The 21,757-nt window shown below is 65.1% G+C and carries 18 protein-coding genes; 3 read left to right on the forward strand and 15 right to left on the reverse strand.

The genetic code is table 11. From position 1 onward, the window contains the following. Window positions 1–88: 88 nt before the first annotated feature. Complete coding sequence (locus ShzoTeo12_RS10050; protein WP_119257075.1) at window positions 89–1,195, reverse strand: ABC transporter substrate-binding protein; 1,107 nt, start codon at window positions 1,193–1,195, stop codon at window positions 89–91. A 300-nt stretch (window positions 1,196–1,495) separates the two neighbouring features. Here ShzoTeo12_RS10050 and ShzoTeo12_RS10055 point away from each other — a divergent pair, with 300 nt between their 5' ends. Beyond that, window positions 1,496–2,068, forward strand: coding sequence for a hypothetical protein (locus tag ShzoTeo12_RS10055; protein WP_119257074.1), 573 nt, complete (start codon window positions 1,496–1,498; stop codon window positions 2,066–2,068). A gap of 244 nt (window positions 2,069–2,312) precedes the next feature. Here the strand turns inward: ShzoTeo12_RS10055 and rpoD are convergent, their stop codons facing one another. From rpoD to ShzoTeo12_RS10085, 6 genes are all read right to left on the reverse strand, one after another. Continuing rightward, window positions 2,313–4,364, reverse strand: a complete 2,052-nt coding sequence (gene rpoD / locus ShzoTeo12_RS10060) for an RNA polymerase sigma factor RpoD (protein ID WP_119257072.1) — start codon at window positions 4,362–4,364, stop codon at window positions 2,313–2,315. A gap of 401 nt (window positions 4,365–4,765) precedes the next feature. Further along, entirely contained in the window at window positions 4,766–5,113 is a 348-nt protein-coding gene (locus tag ShzoTeo12_RS10065; RefSeq protein ID WP_318909539.1) for a GFA family protein, read from the reverse strand. 70 nt (window positions 5,114–5,183) lie between these two features. Beyond that, a complete protein-coding gene (gene tdh, locus ShzoTeo12_RS10070) occupies window positions 5,184–6,221 on the reverse strand; it encodes an L-threonine 3-dehydrogenase (protein WP_318909540.1) in 1,038 nt (345 codons plus the stop codon). Window positions 6,222–6,254: 33 nt separating this feature from the next. After that, window positions 6,255–7,442: a glycine C-acetyltransferase gene (locus ShzoTeo12_RS10075; RefSeq protein WP_318909542.1), complete on the reverse strand. Its 1,188-nt coding sequence runs from the start codon at window positions 7,440–7,442 to the stop codon at window positions 6,255–6,257. A gap of 50 nt (window positions 7,443–7,492) precedes the next feature. Beyond that, a complete protein-coding gene (locus tag ShzoTeo12_RS10080) occupies window positions 7,493–7,948 on the reverse strand; it encodes a GFA family protein (protein WP_318909543.1) in 456 nt (151 codons plus the stop codon). 118 nt (window positions 7,949–8,066) lie between these two features. Continuing rightward, on the reverse strand, window positions 8,067–8,795 hold the full coding sequence (locus tag ShzoTeo12_RS10085; RefSeq protein WP_318909544.1) for a class I SAM-dependent methyltransferase: 729 nt from the start codon (window positions 8,793–8,795) through the stop codon (window positions 8,067–8,069). Window positions 8,796–8,919: 124 nt separating this feature from the next. On the opposite strand from ShzoTeo12_RS10085, the gene ShzoTeo12_RS10090 reads away from it, so the two are divergent. Beyond that, a complete protein-coding gene (locus ShzoTeo12_RS10090) occupies window positions 8,920–9,690 on the forward strand; it encodes an SDR family oxidoreductase (RefSeq protein ID WP_318909546.1) in 771 nt (256 codons plus the stop codon). A gap of 196 nt (window positions 9,691–9,886) precedes the next feature. Here the strand turns inward: ShzoTeo12_RS10090 and ShzoTeo12_RS10095 are convergent, their stop codons facing one another. The 6 genes from ShzoTeo12_RS10095 to ShzoTeo12_RS10120 all read right to left on the reverse strand — a co-directional run bounded on the left by ShzoTeo12_RS10095 (window position 9,887) and on the right by ShzoTeo12_RS10120 (window position 17,232). After that, the gene (locus tag ShzoTeo12_RS10095; protein WP_318909409.1) at window positions 9,887–10,819 is read right to left on the reverse strand and encodes an IS110 family transposase; all 933 of its coding nucleotides are present in this window, start codon (window positions 10,817–10,819) and stop codon (window positions 9,887–9,889) included. 495 nt (window positions 10,820–11,314) lie between these two features. Next, window positions 11,315–11,788: a VOC family protein gene (locus ShzoTeo12_RS10100; protein WP_318909548.1), complete on the reverse strand. Its 474-nt coding sequence runs from the start codon at window positions 11,786–11,788 to the stop codon at window positions 11,315–11,317. A gap of 67 nt (window positions 11,789–11,855) precedes the next feature. After that, window positions 11,856–13,718 carry a DNA helicase RecQ gene (recQ, locus tag ShzoTeo12_RS10105; RefSeq protein ID WP_318912432.1) on the reverse strand — a complete coding sequence of 621 codons (1,863 nt, stop codon included), beginning with the start codon at window positions 13,716–13,718 and terminating at the stop codon, window positions 11,856–11,858. Window positions 13,719–14,160: 442 nt separating this feature from the next. Further along, window positions 14,161–16,128 (reverse strand): DNA primase, encoded by a 1,968-nt coding sequence (dnaG, locus tag ShzoTeo12_RS10110; protein WP_318912433.1) that lies wholly within the window; start codon window positions 16,126–16,128, stop codon window positions 14,161–14,163. An 88-nt stretch (window positions 16,129–16,216) separates the two neighbouring features. Further along, a complete protein-coding gene (locus ShzoTeo12_RS10115) occupies window positions 16,217–16,555 on the reverse strand; it encodes a hypothetical protein (RefSeq protein WP_318909549.1) in 339 nt (112 codons plus the stop codon). A 227-nt stretch (window positions 16,556–16,782) separates the two neighbouring features. Beyond that, window positions 16,783–17,232, reverse strand: a complete 450-nt coding sequence (locus ShzoTeo12_RS10120; RefSeq protein WP_318912434.1) for a GatB/YqeY domain-containing protein — start codon at window positions 17,230–17,232, stop codon at window positions 16,783–16,785. A 322-nt stretch (window positions 17,233–17,554) separates the two neighbouring features. Between ShzoTeo12_RS10120 and carA the strand changes: the two genes are divergently transcribed. After that, window positions 17,555–18,763: a glutamine-hydrolyzing carbamoyl-phosphate synthase small subunit gene (gene carA, locus ShzoTeo12_RS10125; protein ID WP_318912435.1), complete on the forward strand. Its 1,209-nt coding sequence runs from the start codon at window positions 17,555–17,557 to the stop codon at window positions 18,761–18,763. 79 nt (window positions 18,764–18,842) lie between these two features. Here the strand turns inward: carA and ShzoTeo12_RS10130 are convergent, their stop codons facing one another. Both ShzoTeo12_RS10130 and ShzoTeo12_RS10135 read right to left on the reverse strand, forming a co-directional pair. Then, window positions 18,843–20,216 carry an MATE family efflux transporter gene (locus ShzoTeo12_RS10130; RefSeq protein ID WP_318909550.1) on the reverse strand — a complete coding sequence of 458 codons (1,374 nt, stop codon included), beginning with the start codon at window positions 20,214–20,216 and terminating at the stop codon, window positions 18,843–18,845. 151 nt (window positions 20,217–20,367) lie between these two features. Beyond that, on the reverse strand, window positions 20,368–21,621 hold the full coding sequence (locus tag ShzoTeo12_RS10135; RefSeq protein WP_318909551.1) for a TCR/Tet family MFS transporter: 1,254 nt from the start codon (window positions 21,619–21,621) through the stop codon (window positions 20,368–20,370). Window positions 21,622–21,757: the final 136 nt, after the last annotated feature.

Here is a 21,757-nt window from a genome sequence, read left to right on the forward strand (position 1 = left end):
GGCGCGGCAGCGGGATGAGGGGCAGCCCTGCCCACAAACGAAAACGCCGGGGCAAAACCCCGGCGTCCGCATTCGAATGACGACAGCCTTATTCGGCGTCGACGATCTTGCCGTCTTCCCACTTGAAGAGCGAGAAGCTCTGCGAGGTGAGGTCGCCGGTCTCGCCGTAGGTCAGCTTGCCGATGGCGGTCGGGATGGCTTCGCCGGACTTCAGGGCGGTGGCGACGGCAACCGGGTCTTCCGCGCTGCCGGCCTTCTCGATGCCGGCCTTCAGAACCTCGACGGCGGCATAGGCATTGAGCGTGAAGGCTTCCGGCGGGACGCCCTTTTCCTTGAGAACGGCGACGGCCGCCTGCGAGTCGGGGCTCTTCAGCGCGTCGGACGCGTTGGTGAAGAGCGTGCCGGCGGAAGCGTCGTTGCCGATCGCCCAGTATTCGCTGTTGGAGAGGCCTTCGCCGCCGATGATCGTGGCGCTGACCGACATGTCCTTCAGCTGGCGGGCGAGCAGGCCGCCTTCCGGATGGTAGCCACCGAAGTAGATGACTTCGACGCCCTCGGACTTGAGGCGCGTGACCAGCGCGCTGAAGTCCTTGTCGCCGGGCGTGATGGAATCGTAGAGCACCTCGTTGACGCCGCCCTTGTTGAGCGCCGCCTTGAAGGCGTCTGCCAGGCCCTTGCCGTAGGCGCCCTTGTCATGGACGATGGCGACCTTCTTGTCCTTCATCTTGGCCAGCACATAGGCGGCGGCGACTTCGGCCTGCTGGTCGTCACGGCCGCAGGTGCGCAGCACGTTGGTAAGGCCACGCGCGGTAAGGTCCGGCGCGGTCGCGGTCGGGGTGACCATCAGGATGCCGTTCTCGGCCAGCACGTCGGAAGCCGGGATGGCAACGCCGGAGGTGACCGGGCCGACGACGAAATGAATGCCTTCGCCGACGATCTGGTTGGCGGCCGAAACGCCCTGCTTGGGCTCGCCAGCATCGTCCGTCAGCTTCAGCACGACCTTTTCGCCGAGGATGCCGCCGTTCTTGTTGATCTGGTCGACGGCCGCTTCCGCGCCGTTCTTCACCTGGTCGCCATAGGCGGCGACGGGGCCGGTGAGCGGGGCGATGAGGCCGATGACGATATCGGCATGGGCAAGCGGCGCAAAGGCGACGGAGGCCGCAAGGAAGGCTCCGGCGAAAATCTGCTTCTTCATGGTTCTCTCCTCAACTGGGGCCGCCAAGGGGCCCGGTCGCAAGCCATTCTGCGCCCGGACGGCGCAGGCCGTGTCCGATAGCAGGACGGGGTACTTTCACGCTCCGGAACAATCGTGCGCGAAGGCCCGGCGTGCTGTGGATTGATTAGGCCGGCAGGGCAAAAAGCGCAACAAAATAATGCAATTGCACCTTTGCCGGGCGGTTTGGGCGCACCCGGCATAAGGATGCACTGCAATTGAATCAAAACGGATTGTTAAGATTTACCATTTATAAACACCCGGAAATTTTGAGGATCCACGATGCGTTGCGTATTGATCGTCGTCCTCCTGCTGCTCGCCGGATGTGCGTCCGTCCCCAGACAGACGCAGAATGCCTGCGCCATCTTCGAGCAGCGCGACGGCTACTTCGATAACTGGCGGAAAGCCGCCTATAGTGTAGAGCGCGAATATGGCGTGCCCGTCCCCGTGCTGATGGCGACGGTCTATGCGGAGTCCGGTTTCCGGCACAACGCCCGCCCGCCGCGCACCAAGCTCTTCGGCTTCATTCCCTGGAAGCGCCAGTCGACGGCGCTCGGCTTCTCGCAGGCGCTCGACGGCACTTGGGCGCGCTACAAGCGCGAGACGGGCCGCTGGTCCGCGAGCCGCACCGATTTCCGCGACGCCATCCGCTTCATCGGCTGGTATCACACGGAGAGCAACCGCCGGAACGGCATCGCGCTCAACGACACCTACAGGCTCTACATCGCCTATTACCACGGCCATACCGGCTACCAGCGCGGCAACTGGAGCGCGACGGCGAAGGCCGGTGCCAAGCGGGCGTCGACCATGGCCGGCAACTATGCGCGGCAGTTGCAGAGCTGCGGTGGATGGTGAGTTTGGCGGGGGCGATTGCCCCTCACCCGGCTGCCGCCACCTTCTCCCCGCAAGCGGGGCGAAGGGATATGCGGCACCCTTTTCCAGTCACATGACCGTGTTTTTTTGAGGAAACCCAGGCATCCTCCCCTTCTTCCCGCCTGCGGGGAGAAGGTGGCGGCAACCGGATGAGGGACAGACACATCCCACAAACAAAAAGCCCCACGACCTCTCGGTCGCGGGGCTTTTCGGTTTCTTCGCCGCCTCAGCTGTCGAGGAACGAGCGCAGCTTGCGGCTGCGGCTCGGGTGCTTGAGCTTGCGCAGCGCCTTCGCCTCGATCTGGCGGATACGTTCGCGGGTGACCGAGAACTGCTGGCCGACTTCTTCCAGCGTGTGGTCCGTGTTCATGCCGATGCCGAAGCGCATGCGCAGGACGCGCTCTTCGCGCGGCGTCAGCGAGGCCAGCACGCGGGTCGTCGTCTCGCGCAGGTTCGCCTGGATGGCGGCGTCGATCGGCAGAAGCGCGTTCTTGTCCTCGATGAAATCGCCGAGGTGGCTGTCTTCTTCATCACCGACCGGCGTTTCCAGCGAGATCGGCTCCTTGGCGATCTTCAGGACCTTGCGGACCTTCTCGAGCGGCATGGCGAGCTTTTCGGCCAGTTCTTCCGGGGTCGGCTCGCGGCCGATCTCGTGCAGCATCTGGCGCGAGGTACGGACGATCTTGTTGATCGTCTCGATCATGTGCACCGGAATACGGATCGTGCGGGCCTGGTCGGCGATCGAGCGGGTGATCGCCTGCCGGATCCACCACGTCGCGTAGGTGGAGAACTTGTAGCCGCGGCGATACTCGAACTTGTCGACCGCCTTCATCAGGCCGATATTGCCTTCCTGGATGAGATCGAGGAACTGAAGACCGCGGTTCGTGTACTTCTTGGCGATCGAGATCACGAGACGGAGGTTGGCTTCCACCATCTCCTTCTTGGCGATGCGCGCCTCGCGCTCGCCCTTCTGCACCATCGAGACGATGCGGCGGAATTCGGCGATGGAAATGCCGGTTTCCGTGGCGAGGTTCTGGATCTCCTGACGGATGTCGCGGATCGTCGTGTTCTCGTTCTTGGCGAACTCCTTCCAGCCGCGGGCGGCCAGGTTGGCGATCGACTTCATCCAGTTCGGATCGAGTTCCGCGCCGGAATACTGCTCGAGGAACGAGTCACGCTTGACGCCGTAGCTTTCGGCGAGGCGCAGCAGGCGGCCCTCGTTCTGCATCAGGCGCTTGGAGATGTCGTAGAGCTGCTCGACAAGGCTGTCGACGCGGTTCTGGTTGAGCGACAGCGACTTGACGGCCGTGATCAGCTCGTCCTTGAGCTCCTTGTAGCGGCGCTCCTGGGCGGGCGAGAGCGTGCCGGTCGCCTGCAGGCGGGCTTCCACCTGCTGGTCCTGCAGCTTGCGCAGCTTCTTGTAGGTCTCGGCGATCGTGTCGAGCGTCTCCATGACCTGCGGACGCAGTTCCGCTTCCATGGCGGCGAGCGAGAGATTCGACTCGTCGTCGTCCTCTTCCTCTTCCTCCGGCGGCAGGCCTTCGCCGCCGACATTGGTGATGTCGTCGTCGTTGGCGGCCCGCGGCTTGCGGTTCTTTTCCTTCTCTTCGGCCGCCTTGCGGTCGGCCTCGATCTTTTCCGGGCTCTGGAACTGCGGGGCAGCCTTCGCCTCGGGACCGGAATAGGTCGTCTCGAGATCGATGATCTCGCGCAGCAGCGTCTGGCCTTCGTTGAGTTCATCCCGCCAGATGATGATGGCCTGGAACGTCAGCGGGCTCTCACAGAGGCCGGCGATCATCGTCTCGCGGCCGGCTTCGATGCGCTTCGCGATGGCGATTTCGCCTTCGCGCGACAGGAGTTCGACGGAGCCCATCTCGCGCAGATACATGCGCACCGGGTCGTCCGTACGGTCCGTCGGCTCCTTCTTCTTGGCGGTCGCAAGCGCGGTGCCGCCGGAAGCAGCAAGCTCTCCGCCTTCGCTCTCGTTGTCGTCGTCGCCGCCTTCGTCGTCGGTCTGGGCCGCCTCTTCGGCGTCCTCGTCCTCGATGACGTTGATGCCCATGTCCGAAAGCATGGCCATCGTGTCCTCGATCTGCTCCGAGGTGACTTCCTCGGACGGCAGGACGGAGTTCAGCTCATCCATCGTGACATAGCCGCGCTTCTTGGCGGCCTTGATCATCTTCTTGACGGCATCATCGGAAAGATCGAGAAGAGGGCCGTCGGATGCGCCTTCGCGTTCGTTTTCGACTTCCTCGTTCTCTTTGACCTTTGTCGCCATATTATTTCGTCGCTTTCCTGAGCATCAGTTTCCAAGCGGTCGGGGTTCCGCAGCCGATCGCCCTTCGGCATGCGCAAACGCGAATCAGCGTCCCTGACCTAACGGATTGACAATTAAATCCCGATTAACCACATCCCGGCCCGCGGGATCGTGGGAATGTTGCCTGAGCAACATAATTGACATGACTTCCCGATCCGCCGTACCCATTCCTTCTCAGCCAACCATGGTGATTCCCAGAATTTTCGGTTACGTCAAGCTTTTCCGGCAAAAAAGCCGGAAAAGGTTCCGATTCGGGTTCGCGGACAGGAAAGTCGGCGGATCCGGGCGATTGAGCCTCATGTAGGGGCAAATCCCGGAAAGACAAGGGCACGCGCCCGGCGCCCCCGACCGAATCACCTGCCTCAGAACGAGCGCCCGTCCACCTTGTCGATCCTCAATATTTCAAGATCGACCGCAGGGATGCAGCGCAGGTTCACCGCCGCCATCCTGTTACCCTTCGGATCGCTCCCCTCGCCATAGGGCGCGATGCCGCAACTGGCGCAGAAATGATGCTGGATGACATGGCGGTTGAACGTGTAGGTCGAGACGTTTTCCTCCGGCACCGTCAGCCGCAGGTTCTCGCGCGGCACGAAGGCCAGAAGCCCGCCGCGCCGCCGGCACATGGAACAGTTGCAGTCGAGCGCGGAGGTGAACTCGCCCTCCACCTCGAAGGCGACATTGCCGCAATGACAGCTTCCCTTGTACTTCATCCCGGTTCCTCCTTTTGTTCAGACGCATGCTGTTGCCGCAAAACCGCTGCACACTTTTGCGCGGCATGCATCAATACCAGTCCATGACGACCTTGCCGGAATTGCCCGAGCGCATCGCCTCGAAGCCCTCGCGGAAGTCGTCGATCTTGATGCGGTGGGTGATGATCGGCGAAAGGTCGAGCCCGCCCTGCACGAAGGCGATCATCTTGTACCAGGTCTCGAACATCTCGCGCCCGTAGATGCCCTTCAGCGTCAGCATCTTGAAGATCACCTTGTTCCAGTCGATGCCGAAGCCGTCGGGCGCGATGCCGAGAATGGCGATCTTGCCGCCATTGTTCATCGTGTCGATCATCGAGCGGAAGGCCGGCGGGGCGCCGGACATTTCGAGGCCGACGTCGAAGCCCTCCGTCATGCCGATCTCCGTCATGACAGTAGCGAGGTCCTCTTTCGAGGCGTCGACCACATGATCGATGCCGACCTTGCGGGCAAGGTCGAGGCGTACCGGATTGATATCCGTGATGACGACCTTGCGCGCGCCGGAGCGCTTGGCCACCATCGCCCCCATGATGCCGATGGGCCCTGCCCCGGTGACGAGAACGTCCTCGCCGACGAGATCGAAGGAAAGCGCCGTGTGCACGGCATTGCCGAACGGATCGAAGATCGCCGCCACCTCGTCCGGCACGTCGTCCGGGATCGGCACGACATTATGCTCGGGAATGCAGACGAACTCGCCGAACGAGCCCGGCCGGTTGACGCCGACGCCTTTGGTATAGTGGCAGAGATGCCCGCGCCCGGCGCGGCAGTTGCGGCACTTGCCGCAGACAATGTGCCCCTCGCCCGAGACCCTTTCCCCGACATGATACTTCGTGACCGCCGAGCCGACCTCGGCGATCTCGCCGACGAATTCATGGCCGACGACCATAGGCACCGGAATGGTCTTCTGCGCCCAGTGGTCCCAGTTCCAGATATGCACGTCCGTGCCGCAGATGGCGGACTTCTTCACCCGGATCAGCACGTCGTTAGGGCCGACCTCCGGCACCGGCACGGTCTCCATCCAGAGGCCGACTTCAGGCTTTGCTTTAACCAGCGCACGCATCATGTTCGACATGACGAAAACTCCGCAAGGGATTCAGAAGGCAGTTCAAATGACGCCCAGTTCGCGTCCGACCTCGGCGAAGACGTCAATCGCCTTGCGAACATCCGCCTCGCTGTGCGCGGCCGACATCTGGGTGCGGATGCGCGCCTGCCCGCGCGGCACGACGGGGAAGGAGAAGCCGATGACATAGACGCCCTTTTCCAGCATGCGGCTCGCCATCTCCTGCGCAAGGCTCGCATCGCCCAGCATGACGGGAATGATCGGATGCCCCTCGCCCGCAAGCGTAAAGCCGAGCTTCGTCATCTCCGCGCGGAAGAGATCGGCATTGGCATAGAGCCGTTTCCTGAGCGCATCGCCATTGTCGATGAGATCGAAGACCTTCAGCGAGGCGGCCGCGATGACCGGGGCGAGCGTGTTGGAGAAGAGATAGGGCCGCGAGCGCTGGCGCAGCCATTCGACCACTTCCCGCCTGCCCGACGTATAGCCGCCCGAAGCGCCACCGAGCGCCTTGCCGAGCGTGCCGGTGATGATATCGACCCGGCCTTCCACGCCACAATGCTCCGCCGAGCCCCGGCCGTGCCTGCCGACGAAGCCGACCGCATGGCTGTCGTCCACCATGACCATCGCACCGTACTTTTCCGCAAGGTCGCAGACCCCCTCGAGATTGGCGATGATGCCGTCCATCGAGAAGACGCCGTCCGTCGCGATCATCTTGAAGCGGCTGCCTTCCGCCTTCTTCAATTCCTCCTCCAGAGCCGCCATGTCGTTGTTGGCATAGCGGAAGCGCTTCGCCTTGGAGAGCCGCACGCCGTCGATGATCGAGGCATGGTTCAGCGCATCGGAGATGATGGCGTCCTCCTCGGAAAGCAGCGTCTCGAAGAGGCCGCCATTGGCGTCGAAGCAGGAGGAATAGAGGATCGTGTCCTCCAGCCCGAGGAAGGCGGAGATGCGCGCCTCCAGCTGCTTGTGCTCCTCCTGCGTGCCGCAGATGAAGCGCACGGAGGCCATGCCGTAGCCGTAGCGGTCGAGCGCCTTCTTGCCGGCCTCCGCCAGTTCCTCGTTGTCGGCGAGGCCGAGATAGTTGTTGGCGCAGAAGTTCAGCACGCGCTCGCCCGAGGTCGCAGTGATCTCGCCCGCCTGCTTGGAGGTGATGACGCGCTCGGACTTGTAGAGGCCGGCCGACTTGAGGCCGGCGATTTCGGATTGCAGATGGGTGATGAAGGCAGAGGTCATGGACGCGCACTCACGGCTGGAAGGAACATGTCGGATCGAAGAGCGGCAGCTCACGCCGCGCGCGCCGCATAGGCGGCGACGAGCGTCTCGTAATCCTCCATCGGCGGGAATTTCTCGTAGCTGTGCACGGCGCCGGTCGCGGCGAAGGTGAGCTTCTCGCTCGTATAGGTCTCGATGAAAGGCCGGAACCAGCCGGTGTCGTCGAGCATGGTCGGCCGGACATTGACGAAGAAATCCATGCCCGCCGGCCGCGTGAACATCCAGGTCATGCAATCGGGACAGAAGTGATGCCCCGCCTCGCGGCTGGCGCCGGCGACGACCGGCTCGCCCGCCGTGACGGCAAAGCCCTCCGAGGGGATCGCCGCGCTCAGCGAATAGGCGCTGGCCGACATGCGCTGGCAGCCGGTGCAATGGCAGGCCATGGTCAGGAGCGGCGGCGCGCTGATGCGGATTTTCACCCGCCCGCAACGGCAGGCTCCGTTAAGCGGCAAGGTCGGTTGCTTCATGGGCTCGGCTTCCCTTCCGATAAGCGCCGGCTTGTCTTGTTATCGTAGCGCCGGCGAATGGCTCCACGGCATAGTTCTAGCGCAGCCGCAGCCGGCGTAAAGGGCCGTCGTCCCGTTTTCAGGGCCGCTCGCAGGCAATCAGCAGGAACATCGGCCGGTTGAGTTCCACCTGCCATTCGGGATGCGCGGCAAGCTGCGCCTCGCTCGGCTTCCATTCCTCGACATGGCGGATGACGAACCCCGCGGCGATGAGTGCATTCAGCGTCGTGCCGAGGGTGCGGTGATGCTTGACGACGCCCTTGGCAAGCCATTCCGTCGTGCGCGGCCCCTCGACGAGATAGCCATCCACCGGCCAGACCGTGCGGCCATCGACCTCTGCCCAGTTCGGCGCCGAGGGTGCCATGTAGAGCGGGTGCTCGATGGTGAAGACGAAGGATGAACCCGGCACCAGCGCCGCATGGATCGTGCGCACCAGCCGGTCGAAATCCGCGATATAATGGAAGGCGAGCGAGGAATAGGCGAAGTCGAAGGTGTCCTTCGGCAATTCGAGCCGGTCGAGATCGGCGATCTCGTAGCGCACGGCCGGCGATTGCGTTTCCGCCTTCGCGCGCGCCAGCATGTTTTCCGAAAGATCGAGGGCGAGCACGCTTTTCGCCCCCTCCGCGGCGGCATGGCGCGCGAACCAGCCGAAGCCGCAGCCGAGATCGACGACGCGGCGGCCCGCAAGATCGGGCAGCAGCGCGCGCACCGATTCCCATTCCGCCGCGCCCGCAAGCCCGTGGACCGAGCGGGGAAGGCTGGAATAGCCCTCGAAGAAGGCGGGCTGGTCGTAGATGTTCTGGGCCATGGCGAAATCCTTTCCGCCGCGGACATAGCGCCTTTTCGGCAAAGGACAAAGCCCGCCATCGCGCCCGCCGGGGTTGACAGGAAGGCCCCGCCTCTGTCCGGTGGCGCCACGAAAGGAAGCGACGATGACGATATTGGACAGGTTTTCCCAGAAGGGCCGCGTGGCCCTCGTCACCGGCGCCGGCCGCGGCCTCGGCTTCGAAATCGCGAAGGGCTTGGCCGAGGCCGGCGCGCATGTCGTGCTGACGGGCCGGACGGCCGCAACGCTCGACGGGGCGGTGGAAGCAATCGTTGCCGCCGGCGGCAGCGCCTCCGCCGTCGCCTTCGACATCGCCGACCGCGACGCCCAGCGCGAAACGCTCGCCGAAATCGAGCGCCGGCACGGGCGGCTGGACGTGCTGGTCAACAATGTCGGCGCGCGCGACCGCCGGCCGCTCTCCGAAATGGAGGATGCCGCCATCGACGCGCTCCTCCTCACCGACCTTGCCGCCGCCGCCAGCCTTTCGCGCGACGCGGCGGCGATCATGAAGCGTCACGGCCATGGCCGCCTCATCTCGGTCACCTCGATCAACGGCCATGTCGCGCTGCCGAACGACGGCATCTATCCCGCTGCCAAGCACGGTCTCACCGGCCTGATGCGCGGCATGGCGGTGGAATACGGCCCCTTCGGCATCACCAGCAACGCCATCGCGCCCGGCTGGTTCGCGACGGAAACCAATGCCGCGATGGCCGCCAACGACGAGCTGACGCCCTTCGTGCGCCAGCGCATTCCCGTGCAGCGCTGGGCGCGCCCCGACGAGATCGCCGGCGCCGCCCTCTTCCTCGCCAGCGACGCCGCCTCCTTCGTCAACGGCCATGTGCTGGTGGTGGATGGCGGGATGACGGTGCGGATGTAGGCGAAAGCCCCTCATCCGGCCTGCCGGCCACCTTCTCCCCGTAAACGGGGCGAAGGAGATATGACGCGCCGGTTTCCTCAATCATTGCCGTCGGGGGCAAGTTCATTCCCCGCAAGCGGGAGGGCTGTCGATTTTTGAAGGGAAGCCGTTTCCCCATCTCCCTTCTCCCCAGCGGGGAGAGCGACTGTCTTTGTTGTCAAGTGTTTTGCCATGGCCTTTGGTCCCTGATGATGGCGTTGAGCATGGTCAGCAGCTTCCGCATGGTTGCGACGATGGCGACGATCTTCGGCTTGCCGGCCGCCACGAGATGATCGCGGAAGGCCTTGAGCACCGCATTGTGGCGACTGGCCACGAGGGCTGCCATGAACAGCACGGACCGCACGTTGCTCCGGCCTCCGCCGATGAAGCTCCTGCCCTTCCACTTGCCCGATTGCCGCGTCCACGGTGCAAGCCCGGCCAGCGCCGCGATCTGTCGCCGGTCGAGGCTGCCCAGTTCCGGCATATGTGCCAAAAGCGTGCGCGCCACCGCCGGTCCCACGCCCGGCACCGAGGTCAACAGCCTCTCGCGCACCCGCCACAACGGTGATTTGCGGATCCGGTCGTCCATATCGGCATCAAGGCTCTCCAGCTCGCGCCGCAGCGCCGTCAGGACGCGCCGGATGCTCTTGCGGGCGGGCGGGGATGCGGCCATCCGCTCGCGGTTCTCTTCCGCCACCATCATCTGCACGATCTGGCGCCGCCGTGTCACCAGTTCGCCGAAGGCCCGCGCCGCCTCGTCCTTCAAGGGACGTATGTCGGGCTTGGCCGCTTCGACGAAGGCCGCGATCACTGCCGCGTCGATCGGATCGGTCTTGGCATGTTTGCCCAGAGCATTCGCATAGGCGCGAACCTGTGCCGGATTGACGACCACCACGGCAAGCCCCGCCGCCGAAAGCGCCGCCACCGCCACATGCTCGTAGCCGCCCGTCGCCTCCAGCGCCACCAGAGCGGGGCCGTGCGACGACAGCCGGGCTATCAGCGCCTCCACGCCGGCATGATCGTTGCCGACCCGGAAATGTTCACCCGACGGTGCGACATGCACGTCGAGCCAGTCCTTCGATACGTCGATACCGACGACAACCTTGTCCATCCGATCCCATCCTTGCCTAAGCGGGCTTCGCAATGTCGAGCGGCCCTGGCGACTGTTCGGGTTCGATGGAACGGCGGATGGAGACCCGGGCTCTCCCGCGGGCTTGGTGTCCCAAAAGTGCTGCGGGATGCCATCCGCCACCGCAATGCCAAATACACCGGCTTTCGCGGATAAAGGGAAGTTACAAGGTGCCGGCAGGCGGATGAAGGGGATGCCAAAGGCAGGCAAAATCAACGGCTTTATTCCAGATACCCCTCATCCGACCCTTCGGGTCACCTTCTCCCCGAGGGGAGAAGGGAAGAGCGGCAATGCCGAATTCCATATGCGACAGCCCTGCCGCGGGCATGGATGTGCGCTGGTCGATGCCGAAAGGATCAGGCAGCCACGCCCTCCCGATCCTCTCACGCCGGCGAACCCGGGAAACCCCGGCATCCCTCCCTTCTCCCCGCCTGTGGGGAGAAGGTCGCGGCAGCGGGATGAGGGGCAAGCGCCCGCCTACCCCGCCGCAGCCGCCTCCAGCGGCGCGATGTCGAGCTTGACCATCTTCAGCATCGCCGCAGTGACGCGGCGCACCTTGTCCGGATCGGGATCGCTCATCAGTTCGCCGAGCCGCGTCGGCGCGATCTGCCAGGAAAGGCCCCAGCGATCCTTCAGCCAGCCACACTGCTCCACCGAGCCGCCCTCCCTCAGCGCGTCCCACAGCCGGTCGAGATCGCCCTGCGTTTCGCATTCCACCATGATGGAGAAGCTGTGATTGAAGGGATCGAGCGGCCCGGCCTCGATGGCCATGTAGCGCTGGTCGCCGAGCGTGAAGCTCGCAATCTTCACGCTGCCGGCCGGTCCGCTCGGCGTATCGGCCATGACGGGGGTAACCCAGTGGACGGAAGAGCCGGGAATGAGCGTAGCATAGAAGCCGATGGCGGCCTCCATGTCCTTCTCGAACCAGAGATGCTGCGTGACTTTCATCAAAACGTCCTCCTGCTGACCGTCAACAAGGACGATGGGGGATCGAACGTTCCGACAGGCCCCGAAAAAACTAGCCCGCAAAATCCTCGATGACGGCGAGGAAAGCCTCGCCGAAGCGGTCGCGCTTGGAAACGCCGATGCCGGGAATGTCGAGAAGCTCCTCTAGATCGGCCGGCCGTTCCCGCGCAAGCGCGATCAGCGTCGTATCCGGGAAGACGACATAGGGCGGCACGTCGAGATCCTTGGCGATGGCAAGGCGCTCGGCCCGCAACAGCTCGAAGAGCTCCCGGTCGGAACCCGAAAGGTTGTCGCGCTCGCGGGCGGCGGGCGAGCCGCCCGCCCTCGCCTTGCGCCCCGCCTGCGGCCGGTCCTTGCGGAACAGCACCTCCCGCTCGTGGCGGAAGACGGCGCGCGCCTCCGGCTCCAGCTTCAGCGCGCCATAGGCGGAATGGTCGACGCTGATGAGGCCCATGGCCAGCAATTGCCGGAAGATCGATTGCCAGATGCGCGGCGCGATATCCTTGCCCGCGCCGAAGACCGGCATTTCCGTATGGCCGAAGCGCTCCGTCTTCTCGTTGACCGTGCCCATCAGCACATCGATGACGTGCCCCGCGCCGAACCGCTCGCCCGTGCGATAGACCGCCGCGAGCGCCTTGATCGCGGCCTCCGTGCCGTCCCAGGTCTCGACCGGATTGCGGCAGGTGTCGCAATTGCCGCAATGGCCGGGATGGGCCTCGCCGAAATGCGCGAGGATGGCCTTGCGCCGGCAGCTTGCCGTCTCGCAGATGGCGAGCAGCGCCGTCAGCTTGGCGCGCTCGATGCGCTTCACCTCCTCGGCCGCCCCGCCCTCGTCGATCATCCTGCGCCGCTGCACGACGTCGGCCATGCCATAGGCCATCCAGACCTCGGAGGGCAGGCCGTCGCGCCCCGCGCGCCCGGTCTCCTGGTAATAGGCCTCCACAGAGCCCGGCAGGTCGAGATGGGCGACATAGCGCACATCCGGCTTGTCGATGCCCATGCCGAAGGCGACTGTGGCGACGAGGCAGAGGTTTTCCTCCTTCAGGAACGCATCCTGGTTGGCGTCGCGCACCGCTCGGTCGAACCCGGCATGGTAAGGCAGCGCGCGAATGCCCTGCGTGTTCAGCCACGCGGCCGTGTCCTCCACCTTGGCGCGCGACAGGCAATAGACGATGCCGCTCTCTCCCTCGTGGCGCGACAGGAAGCGCAGGAGCTGCTGGCGCGCCTGGTCGCGCTCGGCGATCTCGTAGGAAATGTTCGGCCGGTCGAAGCTGGTGGTGAAGACCTCGGCATCCTCGAGCCCGAGCCGCTCGATGATGTCCTCGCGCGTATGCGGATCGGCCGTCGCCGTCAGCGCAATGCGCGGCACGCCGGGATAGCGCTCGCCGAGCAGGCCGAGCGTGCGGTATTCCGGCCGGAAATCGTGCCCCCATTGCGAGACGCAATGCGCCTCGTCGATGGCGAAGAGCGCGATGCGGGCCTCCGCCACGAGATCGGCAAAGCCATCCGTGACGATGCGCTCGGGCGTGACATAGAGAAGATCGAGATCGCCGCTGCGCATGGCGTCGCGCACGGCGAAGAACTCGTCCCGCGTCAGCGAGGAATTCAGCGCCGCCGCCTTCACGCCGAGCTGCTTCAGCGCCTCCACCTGGTCGCGCATCAGCGCGATCAGCGGCGATATGACGATGCCGACGCCCTGGCGGCAGAGCGCGGGAATCTGGAAGCACAGCGACTTGCCCGCCCCGGTCGGAAACAGCACCACGGCATCGCCCCCCGCCGTCACATGCTCCACCACCGCCTGCTGCTTGCCGCGGAAGGCGTCGTAGCCATAGACGCGCTTGAGCACGTCGAGCGGATCGGCGACCTCAGCATCGAACAGGGCGGAGAGGGAACCGGAGGGATTTGCCTGAATCATGACCTGCACTTTCTCCCTCCATTCTGGCCAAGCACGGGACCCTCGGCAACCACCCGACCGCGGACTTTCGCCTTCACGCACAATGTTCTTGTTTTGTTCGAATTTCAAGAGTAAGTTGTGAAGAAAGTTCAGAACGGGAAAATTGGTAGTGCCGGTGCGGCAGCGGCGCTGGTCGGTGAGGCTTGGCGTCAGTCATGGCGAAAGCGCATGTCGAGCGGCAGGGGTCGCATGATGGCGCAAGCTGCTTTTGCTTGGGAGATGATCAGACGTCGTTCTCGGGGCGTGGGTCCTCGGGTCAAGCCCGAGGATGACGAAAGAAGAAGTGTATTCGAACCGATCAATCGGCACCGCATGCCGCACCGTTCGATGGGTCGGATGTCCACACCTCCCCACCGTCATCCTCGGGCTTGCCCCGAGGATCCAACGCCGCCAGTGCTGTCCTCTACTTCCCCGCCGGCCCCTTCACCCGGCCGGAGAGCACGCCGAAGCCTTCGATGATGGCTTCCTGGTTCTCCATCCGGACGGTCTCCATCTGCACTTCCTGAAGCGCGCGCAGGATCTGCGGCACGCGCTCGTCGTCGCCCTCATCCGTCGAGACGGCGAGTTCGCGTTCCAGCTCGCGGCGCTGCCAGAGGAGCGCGCGGGTGCGCTTGTGGAGCGCGAGCGCCTGGAGATAGCCTTCGCGGGCATCCTCGGGCGCGGCGTCTTCCGTCGCGGTCCACAGGCGCGAGTTGCGGATCTGCTGGTCGAGGCCCTTGAGCAGGGTGTCGAAGCCGGCGGCTTCCAGCTCCTCGACCAGCCGGGCGCGGTCGAGCCGCGCGCCGACGGAGCCGGCAATGCCGATGAGGGCCGACCAGAGGCGCTGGAGATCGCGGTTCTCGTATTCGATAATGGCGATCTCGTCATAATCGCTGAAGAGAAGGCCCGGATGGTTGACGACGGTGAGCGCCAGCACGCTTTCGCGCAGGGCCGGCAGCTCCTGCGCGCCGCGCACCAGCGCCGAGCGGGCGAGCCGGTCGGAAATGCCGGAGGGGACCATATTGCCTTGCGGCCCGCCGCGGCCGCCGCCCCTGCCCTGCCGGTTGCCGGAAAAGCTGCCGCCGCCCTGCCGCTGGGCGGGGCGGAAGAAGGCATTCAGCCGCTCGCGCATGTCCTGCTGGTAGTGGCGGCGCACGTCCTCGTCGGCGATGCCCGCTGTGATCTGGCGCAGGCGCGATTCGAGTTCGGCGCGGCTTTCCGGCGTGTCCAGCGTCGAGCCCTGGACCTCGCGGTTCCAGATCATGTCGGCGAGCGGACGGGCGTTCGCCAGCACCTTGTCGAAGGGCGCGCGGCCCTCGTGGCGCACGAGGTCGTCCGGGTCCTTGCCGTCGGGCAGCAGCGCGAAGCGCACCGTGCGGCCCGGCTTGATGAAGGGCAGCGCGAGGTCGGCCGCCCGGTTCGCCGCGCGGATGCCCGCCCCGTCGCCGTCGAAGCAGAGCACCGGCTGCGGCGTCATCTTCCAGAGCAGATCGAGCTGGTTCTCGGTGAGCGCCGTGCCGAGCGGGGCGACGGCATTCTCGATGCCCGCCTGGTAGAGCGCGATCACGTCCATGTAGCCTTCAACGGCGATGATCGTCCCCGTCCCGTCAGCCCCCTGCGCGCCTTTTCGGGCGCGGGCGTGGTTGTAGAGCACGCTCCCCTTGTGGAAGAGCTCGGTTTCGTTGGAATTGAGGTATTTCGCCGGCGCGTCCGGCGACATGGCGCGGCCGCCGAAGGCGATGACCTTTTCCCGCACCGAGAGGATGGGGAACATGATGCGGTCGCGGAACCGGTCGTAGGAGACGGGGATTTCCGGCCCGTGCACGACGAGGCCGCAGGCCTCGATCGCCTCCTTCGGCACGCCCTTGCCCGCCAGAAACTCCTTCAGCGCGTTGCGGCTCTCCGGCGCATAGCCGAGGCGGAAGGTCTCGATGGTGCGGCCGGTCAGCCCGCGGTCGCGCAGATAGGCGCGCGCCTTCGCCCCGGCCGGCGTCTGGAGCTGGTCTTCGAAGAAGCGGGTGGCCATCTCCATGACCTCGACGAGGCCCATGCGCTCCTTCTCGCGCTGCTCGGCCTGCGGGTCCGGCTGGGGCATGGCGACGCCCGCAAGATCGGCGATCTGCTGCACGGCCTCGGGGAAGGACAGGCCGTCGAGATCGGTGAGGAAGCGGAAGTGATCGCCCGAGACGCCGCAGCCGAAGCAATGGTAGCGGCCCTTGCGGTCCTCGCAGTGGAAGGACGGCGATTTCTCGCCATGGAACGGGCAGCAGGCCCAGTAGTCCCCGCGCGAGACGTTGGTCTTCCTGCGATCCCAGGTCACGCGTCGGCCGATCACGTCCGAAATGGGGACGCGGTCGCGGATCTCGTCTAGGAAGGCGTTGGAAAAGCGCATGGATACCTCGGTCGAGGTCCATATAACCATGCGCGGGGCTCGCCGCCAGCATTACCGCCCGGCCCCGCGGCAATTCACAGGCTCAGGCTCAAAATCCCATGTCGGGCGCGTAGAAGCAGCGGGGCGTATCCTCGGTCGGATAGAGGCAGAGATGGTATTCTCCGTCCTGCGAGCGGCGGGCGGTGCCCTGCGGCAGGAGAAAGATATGGCGGCGGGTGGCGAGGCGATGGTCGCCCGGCGCCAGCGTCACCTGATAGTCCCCGTGGACGATGCGCACGGCGGTCGCCGGGATCATCTGGCAGTCGCCGTTGTGGTTGCTGCCGTTGCAACAATATTGCTCGTACTGCCAGCCGCTCGGCGCATCGTGCGCGGGGACCGGCCCGGCAAGGGCGATGGCTGCGAGGGAAAGAAGAAACGTCGCACGCATGGGTTCGGCCTCCGTTTCGTGGAACGGCCACCGGGAACCTTGACGCTAGACAATCCGGCGGCACCACATGCACTTCGCCGGGGCGGGCGGTGACGTTCGACGACGCATCGTCACGCTCCTATTGCTGCGAGCTCAACTGTGCGCCTTCCTTTTGGTTCCCGCAAGCAGCAGGCCGGAAACGAAAAAGGCGGCCACCGGCCGCCTTCAGATACCGCAAGGACCGCAGTTTACTTCAGCAGGTCCTTCACCACGCCGGAGGCCTTGGCGAAATCCATCTGGCCGGGATGGCGCTCCTTGAGCACGGCCATGACCTTGCCCATGTCACGCAGGCCCTGCGCGCCGATCTCGGCGATCACGCCGGAAATCAGCTCCCTCACCTTCTCGTCGGAAAGCTGCTCGGGCATGAAGCCCTGGATCACGGTGATTTCCTCGCGCTCCTGGGCGGCAAGTTCCGGACGGCCGTTTTCGGCGAAGATCTTGGCGGATTCCTCGCGCTGCTTGATCATCTTGGCGAGAATCTGCAGCAGTTCGTCATTTTCCACCGGCCCCTTGCCGGCGCCGCGGTTGGCGATGTCGCGATCCTTCAGCGTGGCCTGGATCAGGCGCAGCGTGGAAACACGGCAGGCGTCTCTTGCCTTGAGTGCATCCTTCAAGGCGTTTGCGATGGTATCGCGCATCATTTTCTCCATGGGAGGCTGCCGGCGCGGGATGCGCGGCTCGGCCTCTATCGTCGTTCGATTGTGCATGCTCATAGACCGGCGGAGGGTCCGCCGGCAAACGGATTACGCAAGCGATTGATTTCAAACGCTTTATAATTCCGCGCAATCCACAGGCAACGGTTGACCCCGCCCCCTGCTTTGTCTATTTTCCGGCACCTGCACGAAAATCGGCAATCAGGGCGAACCAACGCGGGTTTCCGCGCGCCTTTGCCTGCGACCTTAAATGGTGTCCGTCCCCTCGGCTTTCAAGCCGGCGCCCGACACCGGAAACGGGATGACTATGACCTCGACCCCCGCATGGACCACTGAAAAGCCCACCGCCCTCATCGTCCTTGCCGACGGCACCGTGATCGAAGGCAAGGGCATCGGCGCCACCGGCAAGGTGACCGCGGAAGTCTGCTTCAACACGGCGCTGACGGGCTACCAGGAAATCCTGACCGACCCCTCCTATCTCGGCCAGATCGTCACCTTCACCTTCCCGCATATCGGCAATGTCGGCGCCAATGACGAGGACATCGAGGACCTGACGCCGGCCGCCCGCCACGGCGCGGTCGGCACGATCTTCAAAGCCGACATCACCGAGCCGTCGAACTACCGCGCCGCAAAGCACCTCGACGCCTGGCTGAAGGCCCGCGGCATCATCGGCCTCTCGGGCATCGACACCCGCGCGCTGACCGCCTGGATCCGCGAGAACGGCGCGCCGAACGCGGTGATCGCCCACGACCCGAACGGCGTCTTCGACATCGAGACGCTGAAGGCCGAAGCCAGGGCCTGGGGCGGCCTCGTCGGCCTCGACCTCGCCAAGCCCGCCTCCTCTGGCCAGTCCTCGCGCTGGAGCCAGAAGCCGTGGGTGTGGAACGAAGGCTACAAGGACCTTGCCGACGGCGACGTGAAATATCACATCGTCGCGCTCGACTACGGCGTGAAGCGCAACATCCTGCGCCTCTTCACGGGCCTCGGCTGCAAGGTCACGGTCATGCCGGCCACCTCCAGCGCCGAGGACGTTCTGGCGCTGAAGCCGGACGGCATCTTCCTTTCCAACGGCCCGGGCGACCCGGCGGCGACCGGCGAATATGCCGTGCCGGTGATCAAGACGCTGATCGAGACGGGCATTCCGGTCTTCGGCATCTGCCTCGGCCACCAGATGCTCGGCCTCGCCGTCGGCGCGACGACCGAGAAGATGCACCAGGGCCACCACGGCGCGAACCATCCGGTGAAGGACCACACGACCGGCAAGGTCGAGATCGTCTCGATGAACCACGGCTTCGCCGTCGCCTCCTCCACCCTGCCCGAAGGCGTCGAGGAGACCCACGTTTCCCTGTTCGACGGCACGAACTGCGGCCTGCGCCTGACTGGCAAGCCGGTCTTCTCCGTGCAGCACCACCCGGAAGCCTCCCCCGGCCCGCAGGACAGCCACTACCTCTTCCGCCGCTTCATCAACCTGGTGCGCGAGAGGAAGGGCGAGGAAGCCATCCCGGAACGCGCGTAAGCGGGCGATCCGCATACCATCGACGTGAAAAGCCCGCCGGAGCGATCCGGCGGGCTTTTCTTATCGCCACTCTCGGGCGTCAGGCGCCCCTCTGCCTCACCAGCCGGTAGAAGCGCAGGTTGAGCAGGATCGACGCAGTGGAAAGGCCGGCGAGGAAGCCGAACCAGATGCCGATGCCGCCCAAGCCCACCGGGAAGGCGAAGAGCCAGGCGGCGAAGAAGCCGACCGGCCAGTAGGAGATCAGCGCCAGCAGCATGGGGATGCGCGTGTCCTTCAGGCCACGCAGCAGGCCGGCGGCGATCGCCTGCAGGCCGTCGACGAGCTGGAAGAGGCCCGCGACCACCACGAAGGGGCCGGCGATGGCGAGAACCGCGGCCGAATCCGTACCCGCCTTGTCGAGGAAGATCGAGGCGAGCTTCGTCGGGATGAGCGCGAAGAGCAGGCCGCCACCAACGGCAATGGTCGCCGCGATGACGAGCACCGCCCAGGCCGCGCGCACGACGCCGAGATGATCGCCGCGCCCGTGCGCCACGCCGACGCGCACCGTGCCCGCCTGCGCAAGGCCGAGCGGAACCATGAAGGCGACGGAGGCGAGCTGGAGCGCGATGCCGTGCGCGGCAAGCTCCAGCGTGCCGATATTGCCCATCAGCAGCGAGGCGCCGGTGAAGAGGCTGACTTCCGCCAGCATGGTAAGGCCGATCGGCAGGCCCAGATAGACGACCTCGCGCAGAGCGCCCCAGTCCGGCCGCCAGAAGCGCACGAAAAGCTCGTAGCGGCGCATGTCCGGCTGGGCCTGGATATAGGCGGTGATGAGCACGAAGCTCAGCACGTTCACGCCGAAGGAAACGATGGCCGCCCCCTCCATGCCGAGGGCCGGAAAGCCGAAATGGCCGAGCACCAGCGCATAGGCGAAGAAGGCGTTGACGGAGAGGATGACGATCGTGACATAGAGCACGATACCCGCCCGCCCATGCGCGCTGACGAGGCCGCGCAGCGTCATGAAGAGCAGCGCCGGGCCGAGCCCCCATTGCGCGATCTTCAGATAGCTGCCGGCAAGCGCGGCGACCTCCGGCTTCTGGCCGGCAAAGAGCAGGATGTTTTCCGCATTGTAGAAGAGCGGGATCATCAGCGCCGCATAGAAGAGCGCCACCCACATGCCCATGCGCACCGAACGGCGCACGGAAACAGTGTCGCCCCGGCCATAGGCCTGCGCCACCATGGGCATGACGGCATTGGCGAAGCCCGAGCCGAGCATGAAGATCGTGAAGAAGAACTGGCTGGACAGCACGATGGCCGCGAGATGCGCCGCGCCGAGCCGGCCGAGGATCACCACGTCCGTCGTATGGATGCCGAGCTGGGCGAGCTGGGCGCCGATCAGCGGCACGCCGAGCGTCAGGGTCGCCCGGAAATGCCGCCCCCAGCCGTTGTCCTCGCGATGCGTTGCCATGTGCATGATAGTTCTCACTTTCGCCTCGCTTCCGATCACAAGTTCCGGTCGCGATCAATCGAATAGATTTGATGACGTCATCAAAAATGCGCGGAAACGGCGCTCCGGGGCCGTTTCCGGACGAAAATTTCGTCGAAATGTCACGTTTGAAAGCGCTTCAAGCACTTTCCGGGGCAAAATTCCCGCTCGGGCCGACACCGGCCCCTTTCAGCTTGACGAGGAAGATCGCCAGGCCGGCAAGGAGGATGAGCGCCGCCACCGCGAACGGCGCGCCGGCAAAGGCGACGGGCGCGGACGGGGCGGTAAAATGACTGAAGACCTGCGTGAAGATCAGCGGTCCGATGATCGTCGTGATCGAGGAAACGCTGGTCAGCGCCCCTTGCAGCTCGCCCTGCGCCGAGGCCGGCACGCGGGCGGACGCGATGGAGCGCAGCGGCGGATCGGCCAGCGCCTCCAGCGCCGTCAGGGCGATGACGACATAGACCATCCAGCCCTGCCACGCCGCGGCATAGCCGGAAAGCGCGACGACCGAGAAGACGAGGCCGAGGACGGCGGTGCGGTACTCACCGAGCTTCGGCACGATGCGCGGCAGGACGAAGCCCATGACGACCGCGCCGCCGATGCCGAAGATGCCGAGTGACAGGCCGATCTGCCCCTCGCTCCAGCCGTAGCGATAGGAGCCGACGAAGGACCAGACCGCCGGATAGACGGCATGCGCCAGCCCGTAACAGAGGAAGACGACGCCGACCCAGAGCACGCCGGGATAGTTGCGCATCTGCATGAGCGCGCCGAGCGGATTGGCGCGGGCAAGCTCGAAGGGACGGCGATTGTGCGCCGCAAGACTCTCCGGCAGCAGGATCCAGGCGCCGACGAAATTGTGGAAGGCGAGCACGGCCGCGCCATAGAAGGGAATGCGCGGCCCGAACTCGCCGAGAAGCCCACCGATCACCGGCCCGATGACGAAGCCGGTGCCGAAGGCGATGCCCATCAGCCCGAAATTCTTCGAGCGGGTCTCGTCGTTCGATACGTCCGCGATATAGGCGGCCGCCGTGCTGAAGCTCGCGCCGCTGATGCCCGCCAGCACCCGCCCGACGAAGAGCATCCAGTAGCTCGCCGCCAGCGCGCAGATGAGGTTGTCGATGGCGAAGGTCAGGATGCAGGCCAGCAGCACCGGCCGCCGGCCGAAACGGTCCGAGAGATTGCCGATGAGCGGCGCGAACAGGAACTGCATGCCGGCATAGACGAGCAGCAGCCAGCCGCCGTCGATGGCCGCCTGGCTGATGTCGTCGCCCGTCAGCTCACGCAGATAGGTCGGCAGCACCGGCATGATGATGGCGATGCCGATCACGTCGAGGAACATGATCATGAAGACGAGAAAGAGCCCGCGCCGGGTAGACCTGGCATCGATCATGGATGTGACCTCGAAAGAATGAACGGCGCCCCGGGGGCAAAAATGTCAGGCGGGGAGTTCTATTTCACTTCTTTCAGCGAAACAATCCATGAACATCTCAAAAGTTTTGATGCTTATGATCGGATTCGTCGATGAT

It is taken from the genome of Shinella zoogloeoides (genome assembly GCF_033705735.1).
Taxonomy (GTDB): domain Bacteria; phylum Pseudomonadota; class Alphaproteobacteria; order Rhizobiales; family Rhizobiaceae; genus Shinella; species Shinella zoogloeoides_A.

Coding starts and splice junctions, on each gene's coding strand:
- ShzoTeo12_RS10135 (WP_318909551.1), bottom strand. CDS start 21,621: ATGATCGATGCCAGGTCTACCCGGCGCGGGCTCTTTCTCGTCTTCATG.
- ShzoTeo12_RS10065 (WP_318909539.1), bottom strand. CDS start 5,113: ATGAAGTACAAGGGAAGCTGTCATTGCGGCAATGTCGCCTTCGAGGTG.
- ShzoTeo12_RS10115 (WP_318909549.1), bottom strand. CDS start 16,555: ATGCGTGCGACGTTTCTTCTTTCCCTCGCAGCCATCGCCCTTGCCGGG.
- ShzoTeo12_RS10085 (WP_318909544.1), bottom strand. CDS start 8,795: ATGGCCCAGAACATCTACGACCAGCCCGCCTTCTTCGAGGGCTATTCC.
- ShzoTeo12_RS10095 (WP_318909409.1), bottom strand. CDS start 10,819: ATGGACAAGGTTGTCGTCGGTATCGACGTATCGAAGGACTGGCTCGAC.
- ShzoTeo12_RS10055 (WP_119257074.1), top strand. CDS start 1,496: ATGCGTTGCGTATTGATCGTCGTCCTCCTGCTGCTCGCCGGATGTGCG.
- recQ (WP_318912432.1), bottom strand. CDS start 13,718: ATGATTCAGGCAAATCCCTCCGGTTCCCTCTCCGCCCTGTTCGATGCT.
- carA (WP_318912435.1), top strand. CDS start 17,555: ATGACCTCGACCCCCGCATGGACCACTGAAAAGCCCACCGCCCTCATC.
- ShzoTeo12_RS10120 (WP_318912434.1), bottom strand. CDS start 17,232: ATGCGCGATACCATCGCAAACGCCTTGAAGGATGCACTCAAGGCAAGA.
- ShzoTeo12_RS10075 (WP_318909542.1), bottom strand. CDS start 7,442: ATGACCTCTGCCTTCATCACCCATCTGCAATCCGAAATCGCCGGCCTC.
- ShzoTeo12_RS10080 (WP_318909543.1), bottom strand. CDS start 7,948: ATGAAGCAACCGACCTTGCCGCTTAACGGAGCCTGCCGTTGCGGGCGG.
- dnaG (WP_318912433.1), bottom strand. CDS start 16,128: ATGCGCTTTTCCAACGCCTTCCTAGACGAGATCCGCGACCGCGTCCCC.
- ShzoTeo12_RS10130 (WP_318909550.1), bottom strand. CDS start 20,216: ATGCACATGGCAACGCATCGCGAGGACAACGGCTGGGGGCGGCATTTC.
- ShzoTeo12_RS10050 (WP_119257075.1), bottom strand. CDS start 1,195: ATGAAGAAGCAGATTTTCGCCGGAGCCTTCCTTGCGGCCTCCGTCGCC.
- ShzoTeo12_RS10090 (WP_318909546.1), top strand. CDS start 8,920: ATGACGATATTGGACAGGTTTTCCCAGAAGGGCCGCGTGGCCCTCGTC.
- rpoD (WP_119257072.1), bottom strand. CDS start 4,364: ATGGCGACAAAGGTCAAAGAGAACGAGGAAGTCGAAAACGAACGCGAA.
- tdh (WP_318909540.1), bottom strand. CDS start 6,221: ATGTCGAACATGATGCGTGCGCTGGTTAAAGCAAAGCCTGAAGTCGGC.